A 19,921-nucleotide genomic window follows, 5' to 3' on the forward strand; every position below is an offset into this window, starting at 1 on the left:
ATCCCATGACTACACAAGCTCCAAAAGTACAATTTTTTGTTTGTTTGGCCTTTACAATAAATGTAATAATGGTAATTGACAAGGTTTTAATAAAGCTTAAGGTTTATGGGCTATAGGGGCAGGTCTAATTGCCTATAAACAATTTTCAGCTGATCGCTTAGTGCTGTGTTGTCAATACTTTTTAAAAGGTTTTTGATGGATTGGCCTTTTTGTACTTCCCGGGCAAATGTGTTGTTGGCATATTGCTGCTGTTTGCGTGGCAATGAGGCGTACCACAGCAGATTATTAAGGTGACGCTGTAGGAGCATGTTGGCATCGGCATCTACGTTTGGTTGCCCACATTCATGTGCCAGTTGCAACAGTTCAATGTTGCCGTCATTATCGGGTGCCGCATCCAGTGGTAGCTCCTTCATACTCTTTGTAATTACCTGTATTGCTTCCGGTTTACGTCCCTGTGCCAGTAAATCATTCGCCAATAAAACACTCATCTGCCTGTATTTCATTACTTCAAAGGTGCGTCTGCAATAATGGTCATAGTAGCCCTGTGTAGCGTCGCCTAAATTGACTTTATGGAGGAAGATATTCAGCAGACTGTCACAGTTGTAATAAATAGGGTTGTTGCCTGTGTTGCGTTGCGGCACCAGTTTGTAAACCGGACCGTCGTAACGCAGATGTTCCTGTAGGCCTAAAAATATGTCAGGGTCGGCACCTGTGGTAAAGTAGATGGGGCGTTCCCAGTTGTTGCTCGCCAATATATCCAGCAGGGCAATGTCATTTTTGTAGAGTACTTTTTTAGGGCACTCCCATTTAAGCGTATCCTTGTCGTTGTAGGGTAGTGCGAATTGCCTTATGGGGGAGTAATCTATCTTTTTGCCATTTTGTAGTGGCAGCTTGCTATCTTCGTCGTTACTGGCAATAAAGCGCACAACATTCTTCAAGGGGGCATATTCGTTGCTCTGCTCCAGTAAAAGGGCATAATCAAGATCTCCGGTTTTATAGCGTTGAAGATCGATGCTAAGCGGAACACCGGCTGTTTCGTTCACAGCTTTGCTCAGCTGCCGTATGCACCAGTCAGCGCCCATCAGTCCATAGTTGATAACACGTATGTCGGTGCGGTAATCTTCCACTTCCTGCACATACCATAAGGGGTAGGTGTCGTTATCGCCATAAGTGAAAAGTATGGCGTTGCTGTCGCAGGCATCAAGGTAGCTTCGAGCCTGATTAAGAGCCAGGGTTCTTCCTGCACGATTGTGGTCGTTGTAGTTCTGACTGAGCATAAGTAGTGGAACGGCCACGGCTAGCAGCAGTATGCCAAGCCCTGTAGTTGGCAAACTTTTGGTTTTCTGCCATAGTAAATGCACAATGCCAAATGCACCATAGGCTATAAACAAGGCAAAGGCAAAGAAGGAACCCACAAAGGCGTAGTCACGCTCGCGGGGCTCAAAGGGTGTTTGATTGAGGTAAAGAATAATGGCCGGTCCTGTCATCAGAAATAGCAAAGCCGTTATAGCCAGGTATTTTTTTCTATTATGGCTACCTCGTGCAAAAAATAGTATACCCAGGAGACCTAGCAAAAAGGGCAATAGGAAATAGGTGTTGCGCGATGGATTGTGCAGGTAGCTGCTGTGCGGGTGTTGTCCTTCTAGTTTTTTGTCGATAAAAGGGATACCGCTTATCCAGTTGCCCTTGTGCAATTCCCCGTGTCCTTGCTCATCATTCTGCCGTCCGGCAAAGTTCCACATTAGATAGCGGAAGTACATGTGATTAATCTGGTAGTTGAAGAAAAAACGCAGATTGGTGATGAAGGCTGGTTTTTCAGTGCTGTTTATGTTGGCGCCAGCCCATTGCTGATAGCCGTATTTGTGCGACGGGTTGCTGCTGTGCATGCGCGGGAACAGTCCTTTGCCAGAGGTTTCGTAGGCATATTCGTCAGCTTTGCGATAGGGCTCGTAGCCTTCTTTGTTTCTTCGATAAGTTGTTTTGTATTGTAAGTCACCGCCTGGTGTATTAAAATATTGGCCATACAAAAGGGGGGCTTGTGCGTATTGCTCGCGGTTAAGGAAGCTGTCGAGGGAAAATACGTCAGACGGTGCATTCAGGTTAATGGGGGGATTGGCATCGGCCCGTATGATGATGAGGGCGTATGATGAATAACCAATCATAAAAACGAGGGTGATGACTGCCGCCAGGTGTTGCCAGTTGTTTTTAATACGCGTTTTAAACACCATGTAGAATAAGGTGCCAAAGAGTAGCAGTACAAAAAGAAGCAGTCCGCTGTTAAAAGGCAATCCGAGGGAGTTTACCATGAAGAGTTCAAGATGACTCGCCAGCCATAAGCCATTCTGGATAATGACAAAGAGGATAAGCGCCAGAATGCCGCCTCCAATAACAAGAGCTTGTGCAAAGCGCACCCAGCTAAAGGCATGGCGGCGCAGTAATATGAGAAGCACCAAAACGGGGATGATTAACAAGTTTAGCAGATGAACACCCACGGATAGCCCCATGAAATAGGCGATTAGTATCAGCCATTTGCTAGATGGAATTTCTTTTTGATCCTGTTCATCCCATTTTAAAAAGAGCCAAAAGCACAGGGCGGTGAAGAATACCGACAAGGCATATACCTCAGCTTCCACGGCGGAAAACCAGAAGGTGTCAGATGCGGCAAAGGCCATCGCAGCGATGGCACTGGGCGCAACAATAAGGATGTATTGACCAATGGACGTTGTGTATTTTTGAAAGCTATAGCGCAGTATGTGTTCAGCCGAAAAATAGAGCAGCATGACCGTTGCCGCAGAGGCCATCACCGATAATAAATTGGCGCTGTAAGCTATATTGGCTTGTGTTGTGGCGAAAAGTGTAAAAATACGGCCCAGGATTAAGTATAAGGGAGCACCGGGTGGGTGCCCTACTTCTAGCTTGGCCATACAAGCTATAAATTCTCCACAATCCCATAGGCTAACGGTGGGTGCCATGGTGTTCCAATATAAAAAAGCAGATAATAGGAATAAGGTCCAGCCAACCAGCTGATTGATTCTTTTTTGAGGCGTCATAGTGATTTTAGCATGTTCAGGTTTTAAAGTTAACAACTTATTTTTTGTCTTTTTTTCTTGCATTGAAAGAAAATCTATCTATCTTTGCATCGCTTTTGAAACAAAGGCATAGGTATTGTCTCATGGTGTAATGGTAGCACAACTGGTTTTGGTCCAGTTAGTCAGGGTTCGAATCCTTGTGAGACAACGACTAAACCTTCTGAAGAGGAAGGTTTATTTTTTGACTTGCTTGTCTCATGGTGTAATGGTAGCACAACTGGTTTTGGTCCAGTTAGTCAGGGTTCGAATCCTTGTGAGACAACACTTTATAACGCTTCTCAATAAATTGGGAGGCGTTTTTTTATTCCCGAAATCCTGATTTTTCAATTTCAGGATCAGGAGCAAATGGATCAGGGATCAGGTGCAAATTCTGGGTCTACGCATAAATTTTACAGAGACGGTAGAGGAAAAAGTTGACATCCTTAACACCTCTGAATTGTCTTCTGAAGTCTTTAATTTTAGCATTAAATGATTCAGCCGCCGCATTGGTGCTTCTTCTCAGATTAAGCTGCGATTCCTTGCTACAAAAGACCTTTGTGATCCCCATCCCACCGCCTATGGCAACGGACTTCCCCTTGCCTTCAAGGGCAAAGGGAAGAATGTGCACGGCGCTTATGAAGTAAATGCTTTCTTAGACCTCAAATGGCTTAAAAGTGAGTAAGGAACAGATCAAATATCAATGAATGAAAACCTTGAGTATGCGTCAGTTGATTTTAATTCTGAACCCGAAGGGTTCAAAGATCTATAGCCACAGGAGACAACCTGTGGTGTTCATCATACATTATTCACCAACCCCGGAGTGGGTTGAATATCAGGAATGGTTCCGTTATTTTCAGGATCCCATCTGATTTTCATTATGCAAGTAAAAGCTGCGATCCTTTACTTTGGCTTTGCTACTGATGTCGATTACGGCACAAAAAAAGGGAGCAAATTGCTCCCTTTTCTATATAGAGTAGATAATCTACTAGCTTAAAGCGTAACGCTTAAATTCAACAGCTTTCAAACCTTTGCTGGCACCATCAAGGTACTGCTTAATCGATTGCTTGTTGTCTTTTACAAACGCTTGTTCCATCAAAGTATTCTCTTTGAAGAACTTGTTCAGGCGACCCATTGCAATCTTCTCCAACATTGCTTCTGGCTTACCTTCGTTACGCGCCATGTCCTTACCAATTTCAAGTTCTTTTTCCTTTACATCGGCGGGTACACTGTCGGCATCAACAGCAATAGGAGCCATTGCAGCAGCTTGCATAGCAACGTCTTTTCCTACTTGCTCGTCCACATCAGCCTGGTTGAAGCCAACCAAAGTAGCTAATTTGTTACCGGCGTGAATATAAGCGGCAACTGAGTCAGCTGAAACAGTTTCGTAAGCAGCTAAATCTAGTTTTTCACCAATCACACCAGTTTGCTCAGCGATTAACTCAGCAACGGCACGACCGTTTAATTCTAACGCTTTTAAGGCTTCTAAGTCAGCTGGATTTTCAGCAATTGCCAGGTCAAGAATAGACATTGCAAAATCAACATAGCTTTCGTTTTTAGCAACGAAGTCAGTTTCGCAATTCAGTACAATTAAAGCACCTCTTTTCTTGTCAGCAGTAACTTTTGCTAAAACAACACCTTCAGTAGTCTCGCGGTCAGCACGCTTGTTAGCGATAGCCTGTCCTTTTTTGCGGATGATTTCAACGGCTTTGTCAAAATCTCCTTCAGCTTCTGTTAGTGCCTTTTTACAATCCATCATACCGGCACCGGTACTTTTTCTTAGTTTGCTTACGTCAGCAGCAGTAATAGCCATGTTATTGTATTTTAAAGTTGTTAGACAAAAATAATCGAATTACTCGTTAGCAGCTTCTTCTGATGATTTTTCCTCAGCAGGAGCATCCGCTTTCTTAGCTGCTTCCTTTGCAGGCTCAGCTTTTTTAGCACGAGTTTTTTTCTCTTTCGATCCTTCGCTATCTTTCTCTACCTTACGCTCGTTGATGCCTTCCTGGATGGCTTTGGTCATCACATCGGTAATCAGCTCGATTGACTTGGTTGCATCATCGTTAGCCGGAATGACATAGTCGATGGGTGCAGGGTCTGAGTTGGTATCAACAATACCAAAAACAGGGATATTCAAGCGGATAGCTTCTTTTACAGCGATGTGCTCTTTCATCACATCAACAACAAACATGGCTGCAGGAAGACGTGTTAAGTCAGCGATAGAACCTAATGTTTTGTCCAGTTTAGCGCGCTGACGGGTGATTTGAAGACGCTCACGCTTCGACAAGTTTTTCCACTGGCTTGGGTCAGCCATCATCTTGTCAATAGAAGTCATCTTCTTTACGGCTTTACGAATAGTGGGGAAGTTGGTTAACATACCACCTGGCCAACGCTCAGTTACATACGGCATGTTTACACCACCAACTTTATCGGCAATGATTTCTTTCGCTTGCTTTTTAGTAGCTACGAACAACACTTTCCGACCCGATTTTGCAATCTGTTTAAGTGCTGCGGCAGCTTCGTCAATCTTCACCGCTGTTTTGTGAAGGTCCAAAATGTGGATACCATTGCGTTCCATGAAAATATAGGGCGCCATGGCTGGGTTCCACTTTCTTTTCAGGTGACCAAAGTGTACACCTGCTTCTAATAATTCCTCGAAATTAACTCTTGGCATTTTAATTTTTTTAAGTTGTTTACGTTCTGTTTAAATCAATCTTTAAGTAGTTCTTCAGATAGACTTATAGATGATAGATCTTCAGATTATTAGATTGAGACTTAACTCAACGCTAACCGTCTTATGTCCAATAGTCTATTTTCTAAAAGGAGTCTTAAAGATTTAGATACTAAACACACCTGATAAATATTAACGTTTAGAGAACTGGAATCTCTTACGTGCTTTCGGACGACCTGGCTTCTTACGTTCAACAACACGTGAGTCACGTGTCATGAAACCTTCAGCTTTAAGAGCCGGCTTGTTTTCAGCATCAATTTTTACAAGTGCACGGGCAATGGCTAAGCGTACGGCTTCAGCCTGTCCCTTGAAACCACCACCGCAAAGGTTCACTTTGATGTCGTAGTTATCAGCAACACCAATGGTGTTTAATGGTTGTTTTACAATATACTGTAAGGTTGCAGCAGGAAAATACTTCGCTAACTCGCGCTTGTTAATGGTGATGTTACCACTTCCTTGGCTCAGGTAAATGCGAGCCACTGCTTCTTTTCTTCTACCAATAGCATTAATTACTTCCATAATAATTATTTAATGGCGTTAATATCAATTACTTTAGGTTGTTGAGCTTCGTGCTTGTGTTCAGTTCCAGTATAAACATATAAGTTTCTGAAAAGCTGACGGCCAAGACGATTCTTAGGTAGCATACCTTTGATTGCTCTTTCAACTAATCTCTCCGGCTTCTTAGCGAACATTTCCGCTGGCGTTACGTCGCGACGTCCGCCTGGGTAACCACTATGGTAGAAAAATAAACGCTGGTCCCACTTGTTACCGGTCATCTTAATTTTGTCTGCGTTTAAGATAATCACGTTATCTCCGCAGTCCACGTGAGGAGTATAATTTGGCTTATACTTGCCTCGGAGTAATTTAGCTACTTTGGTAGCTAAACGACCCAATACCATATCAGCAGCGTCAACCACAACCCACTCTTTGTTGGCAGTCGCATTGTTTGCTGAAATCGTTTTGTAACTTAACGTATCCACAGTCTTCCTTTTTAAAATTCGACTTATTAATAAAACAGTTTGCAAAGGCCTTCATAACGACAATTCGCCACCATCGGGTCCCACCCCGAGTGTTTTGAAACAGAAGTTATTGCCTTTCGGATCGGATAATAATCGGGCGCAAAAGTACTGCTTTTATTTTTAAAGTGCTAATGATTTGATTAAAAAAGCGATGAAGATTGTCTTAATCAAATAATTGAGCGAAATTAAGGGGGAAAACTCCGCTTATGTTAGCGCTCGAGAAACATCATCAATTTATGCGTGAAGCCATCCGTCTGTCGTATGAAAATATTTCGCATGGAGGCGGGCCTTTTGCTGCTGTTATTGTTAAGGATGATCGGGTAGTAGCACAGGGTGTTAATTCTGTTACGCGCGATAATGACCCTACGGCTCATGCTGAAATAAATGCCATAAGGAAGGCTTGTGCTGCTTTGGAGAGCTTTGATCTGTCAGGGTGTGTGATCTATTCTTCGTGTGAGCCCTGTCCTATGTGCCTGTCAGCTATCTACTGGGCGCATATTGAAGCCATTTATTATGGCAATACCAGGTACGGCGCTGCAGCTATTCATTTTGATGATGCCTTTCTGTACGATGAATTGGCACGTCCGCAGTATGACCGTACTATAAAAGCCACCCGCATGCTTGGAGAAGAAGCCTGGGAGGCCTTTATTCGCTGGATGAAATGTTCTGATAAAAAAGAATATTAACTCCGCATTGTTGCCTATTCAAAATTGATTTTGGAGATGAAGAAGTTGGGTGTGAACATCAGGTTGATGCCGTAGCTGTATTCAAGCTGCGCTGCCGGAAGATCGTAATACAGCTGAACAATGGCATTCAATTTTAATTGTTTCAATAGTGTTTTGCTGAAGTTTAGTTTAGCGCTTATCAGCTCTCTTGTTTTGCTGAAATAATCAGGCTGATAGTTGGAGGCCGACTGAAATAAGGGACTTCCCTTGGGTGCCAGAAAATTGGTGGCGTGCCAGTAGCCGGCCATCAGCGTGCCATACTTGTAGTTTGCTTCAGCTACGGGGTACCAGGCATTGCCAAAAGTAAAGTCGTAGCCCGATGCGTTGGTAAGGTCGTGGTAGGTGGCTGCGTAGGTGGCAAGTCCCAAGCTGCGGATAAAACCATCGCCCACGCGGTAGTTAAGTTTAAGTCCGGTGGCCAGGTTGGCCAGCGACTGCATGCGCTCTTCGTAGTCACTAATCTGTCCGCCCAGGTGGGTTACAAGCACTTGTGCCGGTATGCTCAGCTCCCAGTCGTTTCCGGGTTTGTTAAGTCGGTAGTTGGCACTAAAACCAGCTGTAAATTTTTCGGGTTTGGTGTCGCCCCATTTAATAAACTGTTCCCAGTCGATCCACAGATCGCCGCGGAAGCATGGTGCCTCATATACAAACTGAATACCGTTTTCGAAGGGGCGTGTGTATTGATTTTCCGGATTGAAAAGAGGTTCGAGCATGCGGTGATGCACATCGCCGCGCAACCGCCCCATAATCAGATCAAGACGATCGCTCAGGCGGGTGTGGATGGAGAAAGTAGGCAGTACTTTCTCAAACTCATCAATGCCGCTGAATTTGGTAAGGTAAACCCCTGCCTGAATGCGTACTCTTGGACTTGCGTAATAGATAAAGGAAGGGTGGGCCGTATAGCCAATCATAGTATAGCCTTCTATGTACTCGCCAAAATATTCATTGTTATCAAAGAAATTGTTATTCTCTAAACGGAAATACAGGTTTTTGTCAGCCTCCTGATTAAACTCGGGGTAATAATAGCGCCAGGGCATATCTAACTGCCCCCAGCTAACACCGCAAAATAAAATAAGTCCTAAGCTCGCAAATAGGCAACGCAACTTCATATCGTTATAATTTTTTCTAATCGTCAATAATGCCATCATGAATGTGTTAATACCCACCACTATTCTCAATTGTATGCCATACATTTTGTATGATGAAGTGGGGTGTTTGGGTGTCACAAAATTAACAAAAAGAGGCGAAGCCAAAGCCCCTGGTAGTTGTTTTATCTTTTCCTGTGGAGTGTTGATGCGTAGTGTTTAAAAAATAATTTGTGGACACCTATTTTTTGTATTTATGCATAGACTTTATTGTGATTAATGAGTTCGAGCAGTTGGGCATGCCGCCTTTGTTCGTAAATAATCTCATCACCGGTGGTCATTTTTAAGCATCCTCTCTCTCTGATAAGCTCTTGTATATGTTGGGGATTAATTAAGAAGCGGGGGTGACATCTAAAGAAGGAGAAGTCGTTGAGCATGGCTTCGTATCGTCGCAATGGCCGGTCAACAAAGAAACAGCTTTGATCGCTTAGGTGAAAATTGGCACCGCCCTGTACGGCCTTGGCCCATGCAATTTCATTAATTGAACAAGCCTTTACCTGATTGCTGCCCTGAAGTATGATTTTGCTATCGTATTGTTCAATATTATTGAACAGGGTTTTTATTTTAAGCGGGTAGTTTTTATCCCTCAGTTCATCGATAGCCTTGTCAATGGCGGTTATCATATCGTTGATATCAAAGGGTTTGAAGATGAATTCTATGGCTGAATATTGCAGCGCCTTTACCATATACTCGTGGTAGGCCGACATAAACACAATTTTATAATCCATATTTTCACAGCGCTTGATCACATCGAAAGAAGTACCATCAATCAGGTGGATATCGAGCATCAGCAGGTCGGGCTTATGGCATTTTATCTTTTGCACAGCTTCGTTCACGCGGGCAGCTGTGTCGATGATCCTTATTTCCGGGAAATGATTTTCAATAATCTTGGTGATGGCCGCAATATTGAAAGTGTCGTCTTCTACGATGATGGTTTTAAGCTGTTTCATTTTGCTTTTTTTTTGCTTTTTCCTGCATGGTAAGCGGCAATGTAATGCGGGCTATGGTGCCCCTTTGAAAAGGATCTTTTCTTTTTTTATCGAATAGTTCCAGTTGTGTTTTTTGCTTCGTATCTCGCTCCAGAATACTGAGGCGTTCCTGGGTTATTTTAATGGCCATAGATTCGTGGTTCCTCTCACATTTACTCAGGCGATGATTAAAGTCAATGCCCAGGCCGTTATCTTCCACTTCCACCACCATATTGCCTTTATCGCTTAATAGGCGAATGGTTATTTTCCCTTCATCCCCCAGGGGTTTCAGTCCGTGTTCAATGGCATTTTCAACAAAAGGTTGTATAAGCATAGGGGGGATTACAACCTTGTTATTTTTAATATCATCACTTACCGATATGTTGAATTCAAAGGGGGGTGAAAAGCGTAGCTGCTGTATCTTCAGGTAGTACTGTAGCATCTCAAGCTCTTCATCAATGGGTATAAATTCGTAGTTGCTGCTTCGCAATACATGGCGCATAAGTTTTGAGAAGTGGGCCAGAAACTCACTGGATTTATTCATGTCGTGTTCAAGGATGAATACCTGGATGGCACTTAGGGCGTTGAAGATAAAGTGAGGACTCATTTGCGAACGCAGTAGTTGTTGCTGAAAGCGCAGGTTGCGGTAGCGGTTGCGCAGTCGTCCTTGTACAATGATCAGGATGGCCACCACGGCCAGTATAATGACGACCAGAATGCTTGCTGCCAAAAGTGAACGTTGTTTCGACAGTACGGTCTTTTGAAGTAAAGCCTCTTTGTTCAGCTCTTCGATCTTTAGTTTTTGCAGGCGACTATTGTACTTGGCTTCTACCGAGGCAATATGAAAAATGTTTTTTTCATTCAGAATGCTGTCTCTAAGCTCGGTGGCCAGTTTGTAATATTTTAGCGAGGGATTATATTCTCGTTTCAGTTCGTAGGCCTGAGACAGTAAAGAGGCAGCCTCTTCAGCGGTATATTTCGATCCTATTTCCTCTGACAGATCCAGTCCTTTCTTAAGGTAGCGGATGGCCTCATCCGGATGTTTATCGTTCAGGTATGTGCGTCCTATTTGTGTGTAGCTGACAGAAGTATGCATGCGCTCTTCCAGCTCCAGATTAATTTCCAGCGCCTTCATCAGGTATTCCAGCGCCAGACGATTCTGTTGCTTGGCAATGTAAGCACTGCCAATGCTGTTGTAGCAAATGGCTTGCCCAATACGACTATTGATGAGTGTGTTATGTTCCAGTGAGCGGAGGTAATAGTGCATGGCAGAGTCTAGCTGATCCAGCTTCATATAGGCCTCACCCAGGTTATTAGTGTTAATTGCTTGTCCCAGTTGATTCCCCAGTTGGGTGGCAATAGACAGTCCGCGGCGGAAATATTCAATGGCCGAGTGGTAGCGTTCCATCGCTATGCTTACATTGCCCATTCCGTTAATGGCTTTGCTCAGGCTCAGCGAGTCGTTACACTCCTCGGCCAGTTGCAGGGCTTTCATGTGCATATCCAGCGCCTGTGGGTTTTCATCCACACGACGGTAGATGACTCCTATCTGGTTGTAGGCCCTGGTTTGGAAAAGGATATTATCCGAGGCTTCGGCTATCGCAAGGGCTTTTTGAAACATATCCATGGCCTCGGGGTAGTAAGACTTACTTCGCAGTCGTTGCCCCACAGTAATGTATATATCAAATAACTGGTGGTAAAGATTGTTTTTAAGTGCTACTTCTTCCGCTTCCTTAAGGTAATTATCGAAGGCGGGCAGTTTGCCTTTGTTGACCTCATATTGTTCTTCTGACTGTAGGATTAGTTGCTCAACCATTTCCAGGTCTTCATTGTTGGGCATTGCTTTTGGGCTTGACTGTTTAGCGTTCTGAGGGGCTTGTTGACAGCTAAACAGTGAGCAGACTATAAATAGTATGGCGAGCAGATTTTTCACAATTGGATTGGGTCTGTTATGTAAGATCTTAATAAATCCTTTTGATGCAAACTATGAAAAATAAAGGGAGAATAACAGTGATTGCTTTGAAAGTTATTAACGGAGTTATGAACAATAAATGCATGGAATTGCCTAAAAACAATATCTTTGCGACCTGAAAAATAAAGGAACTGTTTGTGAAGATTGGTAAGCTTGATTTGGGGAAATACCCCCTGCTTTTGGCACCCATGGAGGATGTGACGGATCCGTCCTTTCGAGTGTTTTGTAAGGCTCAGGGGGCTGATATGATGTACACTGAGTTTGTTTCGGCCGAGGCATTGGTGCGCAATGTTAATCGATCGTTGCGTAAGCTGGAGCTGGAGGAGACGGAGCGTCCGGTGGGTATCCAAATCTATGGGCGCGATGTGGAGAAGATGGTTGAAGCGGCGCGCATGGCGGCAGCGGCACGTCCCGAGGTAATTGATCTTAATTTTGGATGCCCTGTAAAAAAGATTGCGGGTAAGGGCAGTGGCTCAGGTTTGTTACTGGATATCCCCAGAATGCTGGCCATTACCGAGGCGGTGGTGAAAGCGGTGGATGTACCCGTTACGGCTAAAACAAGGCTGGGCTGGGATGATCAGTCGTTGGTGATTGAGCAGGTCGCAGAACAGCTTCAGGATGCCGGAGTGCAGGCTCTGTGTATTCATGGTCGCACCCGCGAACAGATGTACAATGGAGTGGCCGATTGGACGCTTATAGGAAAAGTAAAAGCTAATCCGCGTATGCGCATTCCCATTATTGGCAATGGCGATGTGGATAGCCCGTTAGCTGCTAAACGCTTCTTTGACGATTACGGAGTGGATGCCCTCATGATAGGACGAGCGGCCATTGGTAAGCCCTGGATATTTCGTGAGATACGCCATTACCTGAATACCGGCGAGTTGTTGCCACCCCTTACTATCGCCCAGCAGGCTTTGCTGATGGATGAGATTGTGCGTACCTCATGCACGATGCTGGGTGAGCGACGCGGTATTTTACACGCACGAAGACATCTGGCCATCCCGTTTAAAAATTTACCCGATATACGACCTTTGCGTATTCAGCTACTACGTGAAAATACCGTGGAGGGAATCTCTTCTGTATTGAAAGTGATTGGCGAGCAATACGCTAATTATACCTTGCCTGGCGTTGAGTAATATTTGCCAACAATAACGCGCACCGGATACCAGGCAGCCAGGGCGCTGATGATGGCTACGGTTATGATGACCAGTAGTACATCGGCAGCGCGCAGGGCAACGGGATAGGCGTCGGTGATATAGCTGCCGCCACCCACAAATTGGATGATGCCATACTGCTGTTGGATCAGTACGATGGCAACCCCCAATGCCGAGCCAACGAGAATACCGACAAGTGATATCAGCCATCCCTCCATCATAAAAATGCGTGTAATCAGCTGTTTGTTAGCTCCCATACTCTTTAGTGTGAAGATGCTTTCCTTCTTTTCGTATATGAGCATGGCCAGATTGGCAACAATGTTAAAGGCAGCAATGGCAATGATAAAGCTCAGAATCATGTAAGCCATAAGTTTTTCTACCTTCATTACCTTGTAAAAGGAGGCGTGTTGCTCTTGCTGGTTCAGTACTTTCACCCGATCGCCCAACAGTGTTTGAATATCTTTCTCCAGCTTTTTCAGGTCGGCTGTTTCTTTGCCTTTAACTGCCAGTGCCGATACAATGTTATCATCATATTCAAGCAATTTCCGCGCTTGTGCAATGTCCATAATTAAGTACTGTCCGTCGTATTCCGCTTGGTTAACGGCAAAAAAACCAGCGGGGCTTAAATATTCTTGTCGAAAGGCACTTTGAGGGGTCATCAGGTTGACTTTTCCTTTTCGTCGGGGTGCATAGATACTGAGTGGAGTAACAAAGTTAAGACGTATGGCTAATTGATCAGCCAGCTGCTTGCCAATGACACCCCGGTATTCCGATTTATATTTTAGTGCGTATTCGCCATCGATGATGATGGAGTCAATACGACTTACCTTGTTGAACATGGAATCAACCCCCAGGATGACACCGGGTATTTTACGGTTTCTGAATTTAAGCAGTGCCTGGTGTTCCAAGGTTTCTGAGATGTGCAAAATCTCATCGTTTTCAAGGAGAGCGTGGTAAGGAAGTGTGTCGAGGGAGATAACCTTACCCGACGTAGGTACAATTTTTAAATCCGGATCGAAGGCGGTATAGAGTTCACCCATTAATCCGTGGAGGCCATTGAATACCGATAGCACAATGACTAGTGCCATGCTGCCTGTGAGTACGCCAAAAACCGAAATCATCGATATGAGGTTGATGATATTTTGTGATTTCTTGGCGTAGAGGTATCGGCGTGCTATTTCAAAGGCCAGCTTCATGATTTATCTATTTTTGAGCAACCACCATCAGTCCGGTGCCTTTAGTGTGTTGTTGGCTAATGTCTACCCAGTTAAGTAAATAGGCAACGGGGTAAAAAAGTAAATAGTAAAAGGGCAGCAGAACGAAGAATAGCTTCGACGCATTCAGTGCTTTAATGGGATATTTCATGGATAGGCGCCATGACAAGTTGCCCGGTTTTCCGTAAGTGTATTGGGTACGTATGTTTTTAAAGCCGGCTCTTTCCAGTTTTTCTCTGATATCATCGGCATTATAGCCATCGCGTACGTGCTCATCAATAAATCCGTGTACCCCTTCCTCATCGTCATGATGATGATGTGCATCAGAGCCACCCTGGTCTGATGGGGTGGAGATGATGAGGGTGGCATTTTTCTTCATCGACTGATAAAAGTTATGAAATACCACTTCATCTTCCAGTATATGCTCCATCACATCTACTGATAGTATCAGGTCGTAACTTTCAGATTGTGTATAACGGGTAAGGTCGGCATATTCAAAATGAACCCGATCGCCTAGTTTAATACGGTTAAAAAAATGATTGCAGTCATCGATTTGCTCCTGCTTTACATCTACCGCGGTAATATTCCAGTTTTTAACAATGGATGCCATGTAGTAGTCGTACTGCCCAAATCCGCTTCCGGCATCGAGTACCTGAAGTGTGTTTTTATTTTCACGTGCAATTTTTCGCAGTTCACGGCGTATATACCAAGCCCTTAATAATAATAAGTCGAGCAGGCGGTAGAAGAAGATACGCAGCGCCGGCGATTGGTTAAATACCTTGCCGAGCGAGCGTTTTATGGGATCGTACTGCATGTTTATTTCTTTAGAAGGCGGTCGATGTTGTCCAGATAATCCAGGCTGTCGTCAATGAAAAAACGCAGCTCGGGGATAATGCGCATCTGCTTGCCAACGCGTTTGCCTAGGGCAAAACGTATTTGAGCCGTCTGGGCATTAATCTCGTTCATCACCTCGTCAATGTTATTGGTGGGGAAAATGCTCAGGTAGGCTTTGGCCTGACCTAAGTCAGGTGAAATTCTAACCACGGTAACCGATACCATGGTGCCCAGGCATACAGCCCGCATTTCACGCTGAAAGATTTCACTAATCTCCCGTTGTAATAACCTCGAAATTTTTTTTTGTCGTGTTGAATCCATAATTATTAATCCCTCAAATCAATATTTTACACCCTGTCAATTTACGCGACCGGCGAATGGGCGAAATTACAGTTTTTCGGCGGATTTACAGTTGTGACCGTGTGCCGAATTTAAAAGCCCTTTCTTTTTTAGCAAAAAAAACCTGCATTTCCTTTGAAGTGCAGGTCTCTCAAACCAAAACTTTTACCAATTATGAAAAAAATAGGGTGCTTTTTGCAATAATGTATTATGCACCCACTTTTCATGTTTTTCGGGCGCTGTAATGCGCCGCTATTTCATGTATGTGCTCTGTTTACTTACCTTAGAACACCTTGACTCTCTAAAACATTTTAAATGTACACATTTTATTTGAACATATTCACCATCAGGTATTAATATTTAAAGGTGGGCGCTTCTGTAAGTTACGCCGCCCTTAGCGAAGGCTGCTTTTTCAATGTTTTTCCTGTCTTTCCTCCGGTCAAAAAAAGTGTTCTCTAATCTTATACCCAATCTAAAACGGCAGCAGGACTTCTTTGTTCATTTGTATGGTAAGCTGACCATATTGCTCTGCTTTTCCTGCGCACTATAAGAATTGTGAGTATTGCAAAGTGCTTTTCGTTGTTTTTTGTTTTCATCAGCTGATGTAGTCAGCTCGTAAACAAAAATTAACAATAGCTCAAATCCAGCAAAAGTAATTGATTAATTTTAACTTATCTTTCCCCTTAAATTGCCATTGGTTGTTTTAATTGTTTGTATGGGGAATAAGTTTTACATCGCTCTTTTTATCACATTTTTTGTGCTTTCATCCGCTTGGTCGCAGCAAAGAAAGCAGAATCGGCAGGACAACAAAGCTTTTTTAAAAGCTTTCCAATACCTTAGATCCGATGATTATGAAAGGGCCATTACTGCCTTTCAGGATATTGTGGAGCGCTCCCCTGATTTTACAGAAGCTTATTTGCAGCTTGGACTAAGCTATTTAAATACCAATAAAGGGGCAGCGTTTGCTATTCCTGTTTTTAAACAAGGTATTGCACGTTTAAGTGCTGAAGAGCAGGAGAAGGCCTTGGGGCAGGATTTTCTGCTGGCTTTGGGGCAGGCTTATCAGGCACGGCTTATGCCTGATTCTGCACGGCAGGTTTATCAAATTTTGCTGACCCGCATTGCTGCCAACGATGATGCTTATCGAACCATGGTGGAACGAGAGCTGCGCAATTGTGAGTATGCTGAATTGTTCCTTGCCAATCCCATTGGTATTACAATTACCAATCTGGGTGAACGAGTGAACAGTCCGTATGACGACCATAGTCCGCTGATGAGTGTTTTTGAGGATCAGATTTTATTTACTTCAAGGCGAAAAGTATCGCGACTACCGCTGTTAGACGACGGGCAGGCACCCGAGAAAGTATATCGGTCTACTTTTAAACAGAATCAGTGGCAAGATGCTCAACTGCTGAATGTCTTTTTTAAGAATCAGGTGCATGAGTCGGGTTTGTCTTTATCGCCCGACGGAAAAACGCTTTTTATATACCGCAGCGATGTTGGGGGCAAAAGTATCTACATGAGTTTGCTGGAGAATAACCAATGGAGCGAACCTGTTAAGTTACCTTACCCCATTAATACGTCGGCCAATGAAACACACGCCTCCATATCGGCCGACCAGAGTACCTTGTTTTTTACCAGTGATCGTGCCGGAGGAAAGGGGGGACTCGATATTTACATGAGCAAAAAAAATGCTTACGGACAATGGGGGCCAGCCCGTAATTTAGGAGATGTCATCAATACACCCTATGATGAAGAAACATCCATGATGCATGTGGATGGTAAAACCCTTTATTTTGCTTCTGAGGGGCATAATTCCATGGGAAGACTCGACGTGTTTTATGCGCAGATGCGACCCGATAGTTCCTGGACATTCCCTGTCAATCTGGGATATCCCATTAACACTCCTGATGACGACTTTTTCTTTTTGCCTACCTTGGATAAAGGACATGCTTATTATGCTTCGTCGCGCTTCGATGACAACTATGGCGGATCGGATATTTACCGGGTGGAGTTTGCGGAAGGCTATTCAGGTGAAATGGCTGTGGTAGAGGGGAAAGTTGGCCGTCAGGGGATGGATAAGTCCCATTTGCGTATTCTGGTTACCCGTATGACTGACCGTCAGTTGGTTGGTGACTACCGACCTGATAAGCGCACGGGTGAATATACCTTATTTCTTGAGGCCGGACATGAGTACAAGATAGAAACCTGCCTTCCTGAAAAAGTAATAAGCGTAGCCGTGGTCGATGTAAAACCACTCATGACCTACCAACTGGAGCGTAAGGTGTATTCTTTTGAAGAAATAGAAATGACACCTCCCTTGCGTCAGCCCATTGTTCCAAAGAGTTTGGCGGAGCATAATAAGGAGGCCTTGGTTGCCATCAAGGAAGATATTAAGCAGCTGGAGGTGCTGCCTTTTTATACGATCCAGGTTTTGGCTTTACGCTATAAACCGCTTTTTGCCTCTATGTATCTAAAAGGCTTGGATGCTAATGATCTGAAGGAGGTACCCTGTAAAGATGGTTTTACCCGCTATTTGTATGGAGCTTTTAGAGATCTTGAAGCGGCACGCACGCATCGTCGTCACATTATGAAAATGGGTAAGTTCAATGACTCTTTTGTGCGTCGCATGGCAGATATTGATGTATTGAAAGTGCAATAATAAAGCCCTGTGCATAGTTTAAGAAAACGGTAAATTCTGTTGGTAGTGCTGATAGCTTGAATTGTGAATTTTAGCTGTTAACTTGAATTATTTATATTTGCGCGCGAATGGGGAACGATAAGTCAAATATAAATGTACAAGGGCAAGCCGCGCGGGAACAAGGATTTCGTGCCTTGTTTGATCAATACTATACTCCTTTGTGTGTTTTTGCTTTGAAGTACATTGATGCATTTGATGAGGTGGAGGACATTGTGCAGGAAGTTTTCATTCAGTTTTGGGATAAGCAGAGGGGTAATTATCACATATCCAATGTAAAAGGTTACCTATTTACGGCTGTGAAAAATAATGCTTTAAATCATTTGCGCCGCAGTAATAAATATCAATTGGAGGTGCTTGATGAACAGTTTGAGCGGATTGATGAAGAGTATGAAAATCCGGCTGCTATGGAGCGTAAAAAGCAACAGCTATATCGCGAGGTGGATAAGCTGTCGCCTCAGTCAAAAACTGTTTTTGAACGCATCGTTTTCGAAAATATGAAATATAAAGAGGTTGCCAACGAGCTTGGTGTCTCTGTTAATACGGTAAAAACAACTTTCTCCAGGTCGTTAAAACGGCTACGCTCATCCATTGATCTTATTGTGTATTTATTAATGGTGTAACTCATCCTCCCGGGAGAAGGTTTCTGAATTAAATTACATTCCGATTTGCTGATTTTTTTGAACCGGATTGTCACCCATTTTCTCTTTTTTGTATCTATATGATAGAATGTGTACACTGACAGTTTTAATTATATACTAAGTGAGCGTTATAAGTGAAGAAAAAATAATAGGGTGGGCCTTGGCTTATCATACTTGCGAAGCCTTGTCTCCGGAAGACAAAAAGGCATTTGAACAGTGGTTAAAAGAATCGCCGAAGCATGTTGAACAAATCAATGGCTATCGTCAGATGTATCTGACGGCGCGAAAATCTGCATTTGCCAAAGTAGTTGATGAAGAGGCTGCATGGGCTAAAATTAGTTGCCGTACCAAGGCCAAGCCTCCAAAACGGCGTCTGTGGACGCAACTATCTTCGGCAGCTGCCGTCCTTATGGTGGGTTTGTTAACTACCTGGTTTGTTTATGACGAGATATCGTCGGTTACGCAATCTGAACCGCGCCTTATTGTTGAGCAGGTGGAAGCTGGCAGTGCCAAAGCCAGACTGACCTTGGCCGATGGCTCGCAGGTAAACCTCACCGACAGTGTGGAGCAATCTTTTAATGAGGTGGACGGAACTGCCATTGTTAAAGATGAGGACAATAACCTGCGTTATAGTAGTGGTAATGTAAGCAATGAGCTCATTTACAATACTATTGAGGTGCCACGGGGTGGTGAGTTTGCCCTCACTTTGTCCGATGGTACTAAGGTGTGGATTAATGCTGAGTCGCAGCTGCGTTATCCGGTACGCTTTGGCGAAGAGAACCGTACTGTTTATCTTAACGGGGAAGCCTACTTTGAAGTGGCGCATCATGCTAAGCGGCCATTTATTGTGCATGCTAAGGATACAAAAGTAAAAGTATTGGGCACCCGTTTTAACATAAGTAGTTACGATGATGAAGCCATAGTAGCCACAACATTGGTAAGCGGAAAGGTAAAAGTTAATTATTTAGCTGATGAGGTACTCTTGCAGCCGGGGCAACAGTCGCGTGTTACCAAAGGGCGCGATGGCATTGGAGTGCAGGAAGTGGATTCCGGCGTGTATACAGCCTGGGTGCATGGCGTTTTTGAATTTGAGGATATGCCGCTGGAGCAGTTGTGTAAGCAGCTGGGACGCTGGTACGATGTTAACTTCTTTTTCACTCGACCGGCTGATAAAGGAATACGTTTCACGGGTGCCTTTAAGCGGAATCAGAACATTGGCCATGCCCTTGATTTAATCGAGCAGCTCACCAATGTGCAGTTTCAGACGCAGGGGAGAAACATAATAGTAGCAAATTAAAAAGCAGGAAATACTCGCAATATTTCCTGCTCTTGGTATAAATAGGGATATTCATAAGTTGACTTATATCTTTGATATCTAGATAATTATTACTATCTTAAAAGTATAACAAAACCCCG

The 19,921-nt window shown here is 43.8% G+C and carries 17 protein-coding genes and 2 tRNA genes; 7 read left to right on the forward strand and 12 right to left on the reverse strand.

Going from position 1 to position 19,921, the window contains the following annotated elements; genetic code table 11:
* Nucleotides 1-110: 110 nt before the first annotated feature.
* Nucleotides 111-3,050 (reverse strand): glycosyltransferase family 117 protein, encoded by a 2,940-nt coding sequence (locus ACRD7A_RS14415; RefSeq protein ID WP_430811846.1) that lies wholly within the window; start codon nucleotides 3,048-3,050, stop codon nucleotides 111-113.
* Between the two features lie 116 nt (nucleotides 3,051-3,166).
* Here ACRD7A_RS14415 and ACRD7A_RS14420 point away from each other — a divergent pair.
* Nucleotides 3,167-3,237: transfer RNA gene (locus tag ACRD7A_RS14420), tRNA-Gln, on the forward strand.
* Nucleotides 3,238-3,280: 43 nt separating this feature from the next.
* A tRNA-Gln gene (locus ACRD7A_RS14425) sits at nucleotides 3,281-3,351 on the forward strand.
* A gap of 114 nt (nucleotides 3,352-3,465) precedes the next feature.
* Here ACRD7A_RS14425 and ACRD7A_RS14430 read toward each other — a convergent pair.
* The 5 genes from ACRD7A_RS14430 to rplM all read right to left on the reverse strand — a co-directional run bounded on the left by ACRD7A_RS14430 (nucleotide 3,466) and on the right by rplM (nucleotide 6,776).
* A complete protein-coding gene (locus ACRD7A_RS14430) occupies nucleotides 3,466-3,636 on the reverse strand; it encodes a transposase (RefSeq protein ID WP_430811845.1) in 171 nt (56 codons plus the stop codon).
* Between the two features lie 417 nt (nucleotides 3,637-4,053).
* Nucleotides 4,054-4,878 carry a translation elongation factor Ts gene (tsf, locus tag ACRD7A_RS14435; RefSeq protein WP_430811844.1) on the reverse strand — a complete coding sequence of 275 codons (825 nt, stop codon included), beginning with the start codon at nucleotides 4,876-4,878 and terminating at the stop codon, nucleotides 4,054-4,056.
* Between the two features lie 39 nt (nucleotides 4,879-4,917).
* A complete protein-coding gene (rpsB, locus tag ACRD7A_RS14440; RefSeq protein WP_430811843.1) occupies nucleotides 4,918-5,739 on the reverse strand; it encodes a 30S ribosomal protein S2 in 822 nt (273 codons plus the stop codon).
* Between the two features lie 189 nt (nucleotides 5,740-5,928).
* Nucleotides 5,929-6,315 (reverse strand): 30S ribosomal protein S9, encoded by a 387-nt coding sequence (gene rpsI / locus ACRD7A_RS14445; protein WP_430811842.1) that lies wholly within the window; start codon nucleotides 6,313-6,315, stop codon nucleotides 5,929-5,931.
* Nucleotides 6,316-6,320: 5 nt separating this feature from the next.
* Nucleotides 6,321-6,776 carry a 50S ribosomal protein L13 gene (gene rplM, locus ACRD7A_RS14450; protein WP_430811841.1) on the reverse strand — a complete coding sequence of 152 codons (456 nt, stop codon included), beginning with the start codon at nucleotides 6,774-6,776 and terminating at the stop codon, nucleotides 6,321-6,323.
* A 245-nt stretch (nucleotides 6,777-7,021) separates the two neighbouring features.
* Between rplM and ACRD7A_RS14455 the strand changes: the two genes are divergently transcribed.
* On the forward strand, nucleotides 7,022-7,501 hold the full coding sequence (locus tag ACRD7A_RS14455; RefSeq protein WP_430811840.1) for a nucleoside deaminase: 480 nt from the start codon (nucleotides 7,022-7,024) through the stop codon (nucleotides 7,499-7,501).
* Between the two features lie 14 nt (nucleotides 7,502-7,515).
* On the opposite strand, the gene ACRD7A_RS14460 is transcribed toward ACRD7A_RS14455, so the two are convergent.
* The 3 genes from ACRD7A_RS14460 to ACRD7A_RS14470 all read right to left on the reverse strand — a co-directional run bounded on the left by ACRD7A_RS14460 (nucleotide 7,516) and on the right by ACRD7A_RS14470 (nucleotide 11,493).
* On the reverse strand, nucleotides 7,516-8,649 hold the full coding sequence (locus ACRD7A_RS14460; RefSeq protein ID WP_430811839.1) for a hypothetical protein: 1,134 nt from the start codon (nucleotides 8,647-8,649) through the stop codon (nucleotides 7,516-7,518).
* Nucleotides 8,650-8,879: 230 nt separating this feature from the next.
* A complete protein-coding gene (locus tag ACRD7A_RS14465; protein ID WP_430811838.1) occupies nucleotides 8,880-9,635 on the reverse strand; it encodes a LytR/AlgR family response regulator transcription factor in 756 nt (251 codons plus the stop codon).
* Nucleotides 9,622-11,493: a tetratricopeptide repeat-containing sensor histidine kinase gene (locus ACRD7A_RS14470; protein WP_430811837.1), complete on the reverse strand. Its 1,872-nt coding sequence runs from the start codon at nucleotides 11,491-11,493 to the stop codon at nucleotides 9,622-9,624. The genes ACRD7A_RS14465 and ACRD7A_RS14470 overlap by 14 nt, the downstream gene beginning before the upstream one ends.
* A gap of 269 nt (nucleotides 11,494-11,762) precedes the next feature.
* On the opposite strand from ACRD7A_RS14470, the gene dusB reads away from it, so the two are divergent.
* The gene (gene dusB, locus ACRD7A_RS14475) at nucleotides 11,763-12,761 is read left to right on the forward strand and encodes a tRNA dihydrouridine synthase DusB (protein WP_430811836.1); all 999 of its coding nucleotides are present in this window, start codon (nucleotides 11,763-11,765) and stop codon (nucleotides 12,759-12,761) included.
* On the opposite strand, the gene ACRD7A_RS14480 is transcribed toward dusB, so the two are convergent.
* The 3 genes from ACRD7A_RS14480 to rbfA are packed head-to-tail and all read right to left on the reverse strand — an operon-like array spanning nucleotide 12,737 to nucleotide 15,148.
* Complete coding sequence (locus ACRD7A_RS14480) at nucleotides 12,737-13,975, reverse strand: FtsX-like permease family protein (protein WP_430811835.1); 1,239 nt, start codon at nucleotides 13,973-13,975, stop codon at nucleotides 12,737-12,739. The genes dusB and ACRD7A_RS14480 overlap by 25 nt on opposite strands.
* A gap of 7 nt (nucleotides 13,976-13,982) precedes the next feature.
* The gene (locus ACRD7A_RS14485; protein WP_430811834.1) at nucleotides 13,983-14,807 is read right to left on the reverse strand and encodes a class I SAM-dependent methyltransferase; all 825 of its coding nucleotides are present in this window, start codon (nucleotides 14,805-14,807) and stop codon (nucleotides 13,983-13,985) included.
* Nucleotides 14,808-14,809: 2 nt separating this feature from the next.
* A complete protein-coding gene (rbfA, locus tag ACRD7A_RS14490; RefSeq protein ID WP_430811833.1) occupies nucleotides 14,810-15,148 on the reverse strand; it encodes a 30S ribosome-binding factor RbfA in 339 nt (112 codons plus the stop codon).
* A 733-nt stretch (nucleotides 15,149-15,881) separates the two neighbouring features.
* On the opposite strand from rbfA, the gene ACRD7A_RS14495 reads away from it, so the two are divergent.
* The 3 genes from ACRD7A_RS14495 to ACRD7A_RS14505 all read left to right on the forward strand — a co-directional run bounded on the left by ACRD7A_RS14495 (nucleotide 15,882) and on the right by ACRD7A_RS14505 (nucleotide 19,802).
* Nucleotides 15,882-17,828, forward strand: coding sequence for a hypothetical protein (locus ACRD7A_RS14495; RefSeq protein ID WP_430811832.1), 1,947 nt, complete (start codon nucleotides 15,882-15,884; stop codon nucleotides 17,826-17,828).
* Between the two features lie 107 nt (nucleotides 17,829-17,935).
* Entirely contained in the window at nucleotides 17,936-18,487 is a 552-nt protein-coding gene (locus ACRD7A_RS14500; RefSeq protein ID WP_430811831.1) for an RNA polymerase sigma-70 factor, read from the forward strand.
* Between the two features lie 139 nt (nucleotides 18,488-18,626).
* The gene (locus tag ACRD7A_RS14505) at nucleotides 18,627-19,802 is read left to right on the forward strand and encodes a FecR domain-containing protein (RefSeq protein ID WP_430811830.1); all 1,176 of its coding nucleotides are present in this window, start codon (nucleotides 18,627-18,629) and stop codon (nucleotides 19,800-19,802) included.
* Nucleotides 19,803-19,921 lie beyond the last annotated feature (119 nt).

Origin of the sequence: Carboxylicivirga longa (genome assembly GCF_050589825.1) — a bacterium.
Classification (GTDB): Bacteria; Bacteroidota; Bacteroidia; order Bacteroidales; family Marinilabiliaceae; genus Carboxylicivirga; species Carboxylicivirga longa.

Bases quoted from the DNA above. Each gene is read 5' to 3' on its own strand.
- ACRD7A_RS14415 (WP_430811846.1), bottom strand. From the start codon at position 3,050: ATGACGCCTCAAAAAAGAATCAATCAGCTGGTTGGCTGGACCTTATTC.
- ACRD7A_RS14430 (WP_430811845.1), bottom strand. From the start codon at position 3,636: ATGGGGATCACAAAGGTCTTTTGTAGCAAGGAATCGCAGCTTAATCTG.
- tsf (WP_430811844.1), bottom strand. From the start codon at position 4,878: ATGGCTATTACTGCTGCTGACGTAAGCAAACTAAGAAAAAGTACCGGT.
- rpsB (WP_430811843.1), bottom strand. From the start codon at position 5,739: ATGCCAAGAGTTAATTTCGAGGAATTATTAGAAGCAGGTGTACACTTT.
- rpsI (WP_430811842.1), bottom strand. From the start codon at position 6,315: ATGGAAGTAATTAATGCTATTGGTAGAAGAAAAGAAGCAGTGGCTCGC.
- ACRD7A_RS14455 (WP_430811840.1), top strand. From the start codon at position 7,022: ATGTTAGCGCTCGAGAAACATCATCAATTTATGCGTGAAGCCATCCGT.
- ACRD7A_RS14460 (WP_430811839.1), bottom strand. From the start codon at position 8,649: ATGAAGTTGCGTTGCCTATTTGCGAGCTTAGGACTTATTTTATTTTGC.
- ACRD7A_RS14465 (WP_430811838.1), bottom strand. From the start codon at position 9,635: ATGAAACAGCTTAAAACCATCATCGTAGAAGACGACACTTTCAATATT.
- ACRD7A_RS14470 (WP_430811837.1), bottom strand. From the start codon at position 11,493: ATGCCCAACAATGAAGACCTGGAAATGGTTGAGCAACTAATCCTACAG.
- ACRD7A_RS14480 (WP_430811835.1), bottom strand. From the start codon at position 13,975: ATGAAGCTGGCCTTTGAAATAGCACGCCGATACCTCTACGCCAAGAAA.
- ACRD7A_RS14485 (WP_430811834.1), bottom strand. From the start codon at position 14,807: ATGCAGTACGATCCCATAAAACGCTCGCTCGGCAAGGTATTTAACCAA.
- rbfA (WP_430811833.1), bottom strand. From the start codon at position 15,148: ATGGATTCAACACGACAAAAAAAAATTTCGAGGTTATTACAACGGGAG.
- ACRD7A_RS14495 (WP_430811832.1), top strand. From the start codon at position 15,882: ATGGGGAATAAGTTTTACATCGCTCTTTTTATCACATTTTTTGTGCTT.
- ACRD7A_RS14500 (WP_430811831.1), top strand. From the start codon at position 17,936: ATGGGGAACGATAAGTCAAATATAAATGTACAAGGGCAAGCCGCGCGG.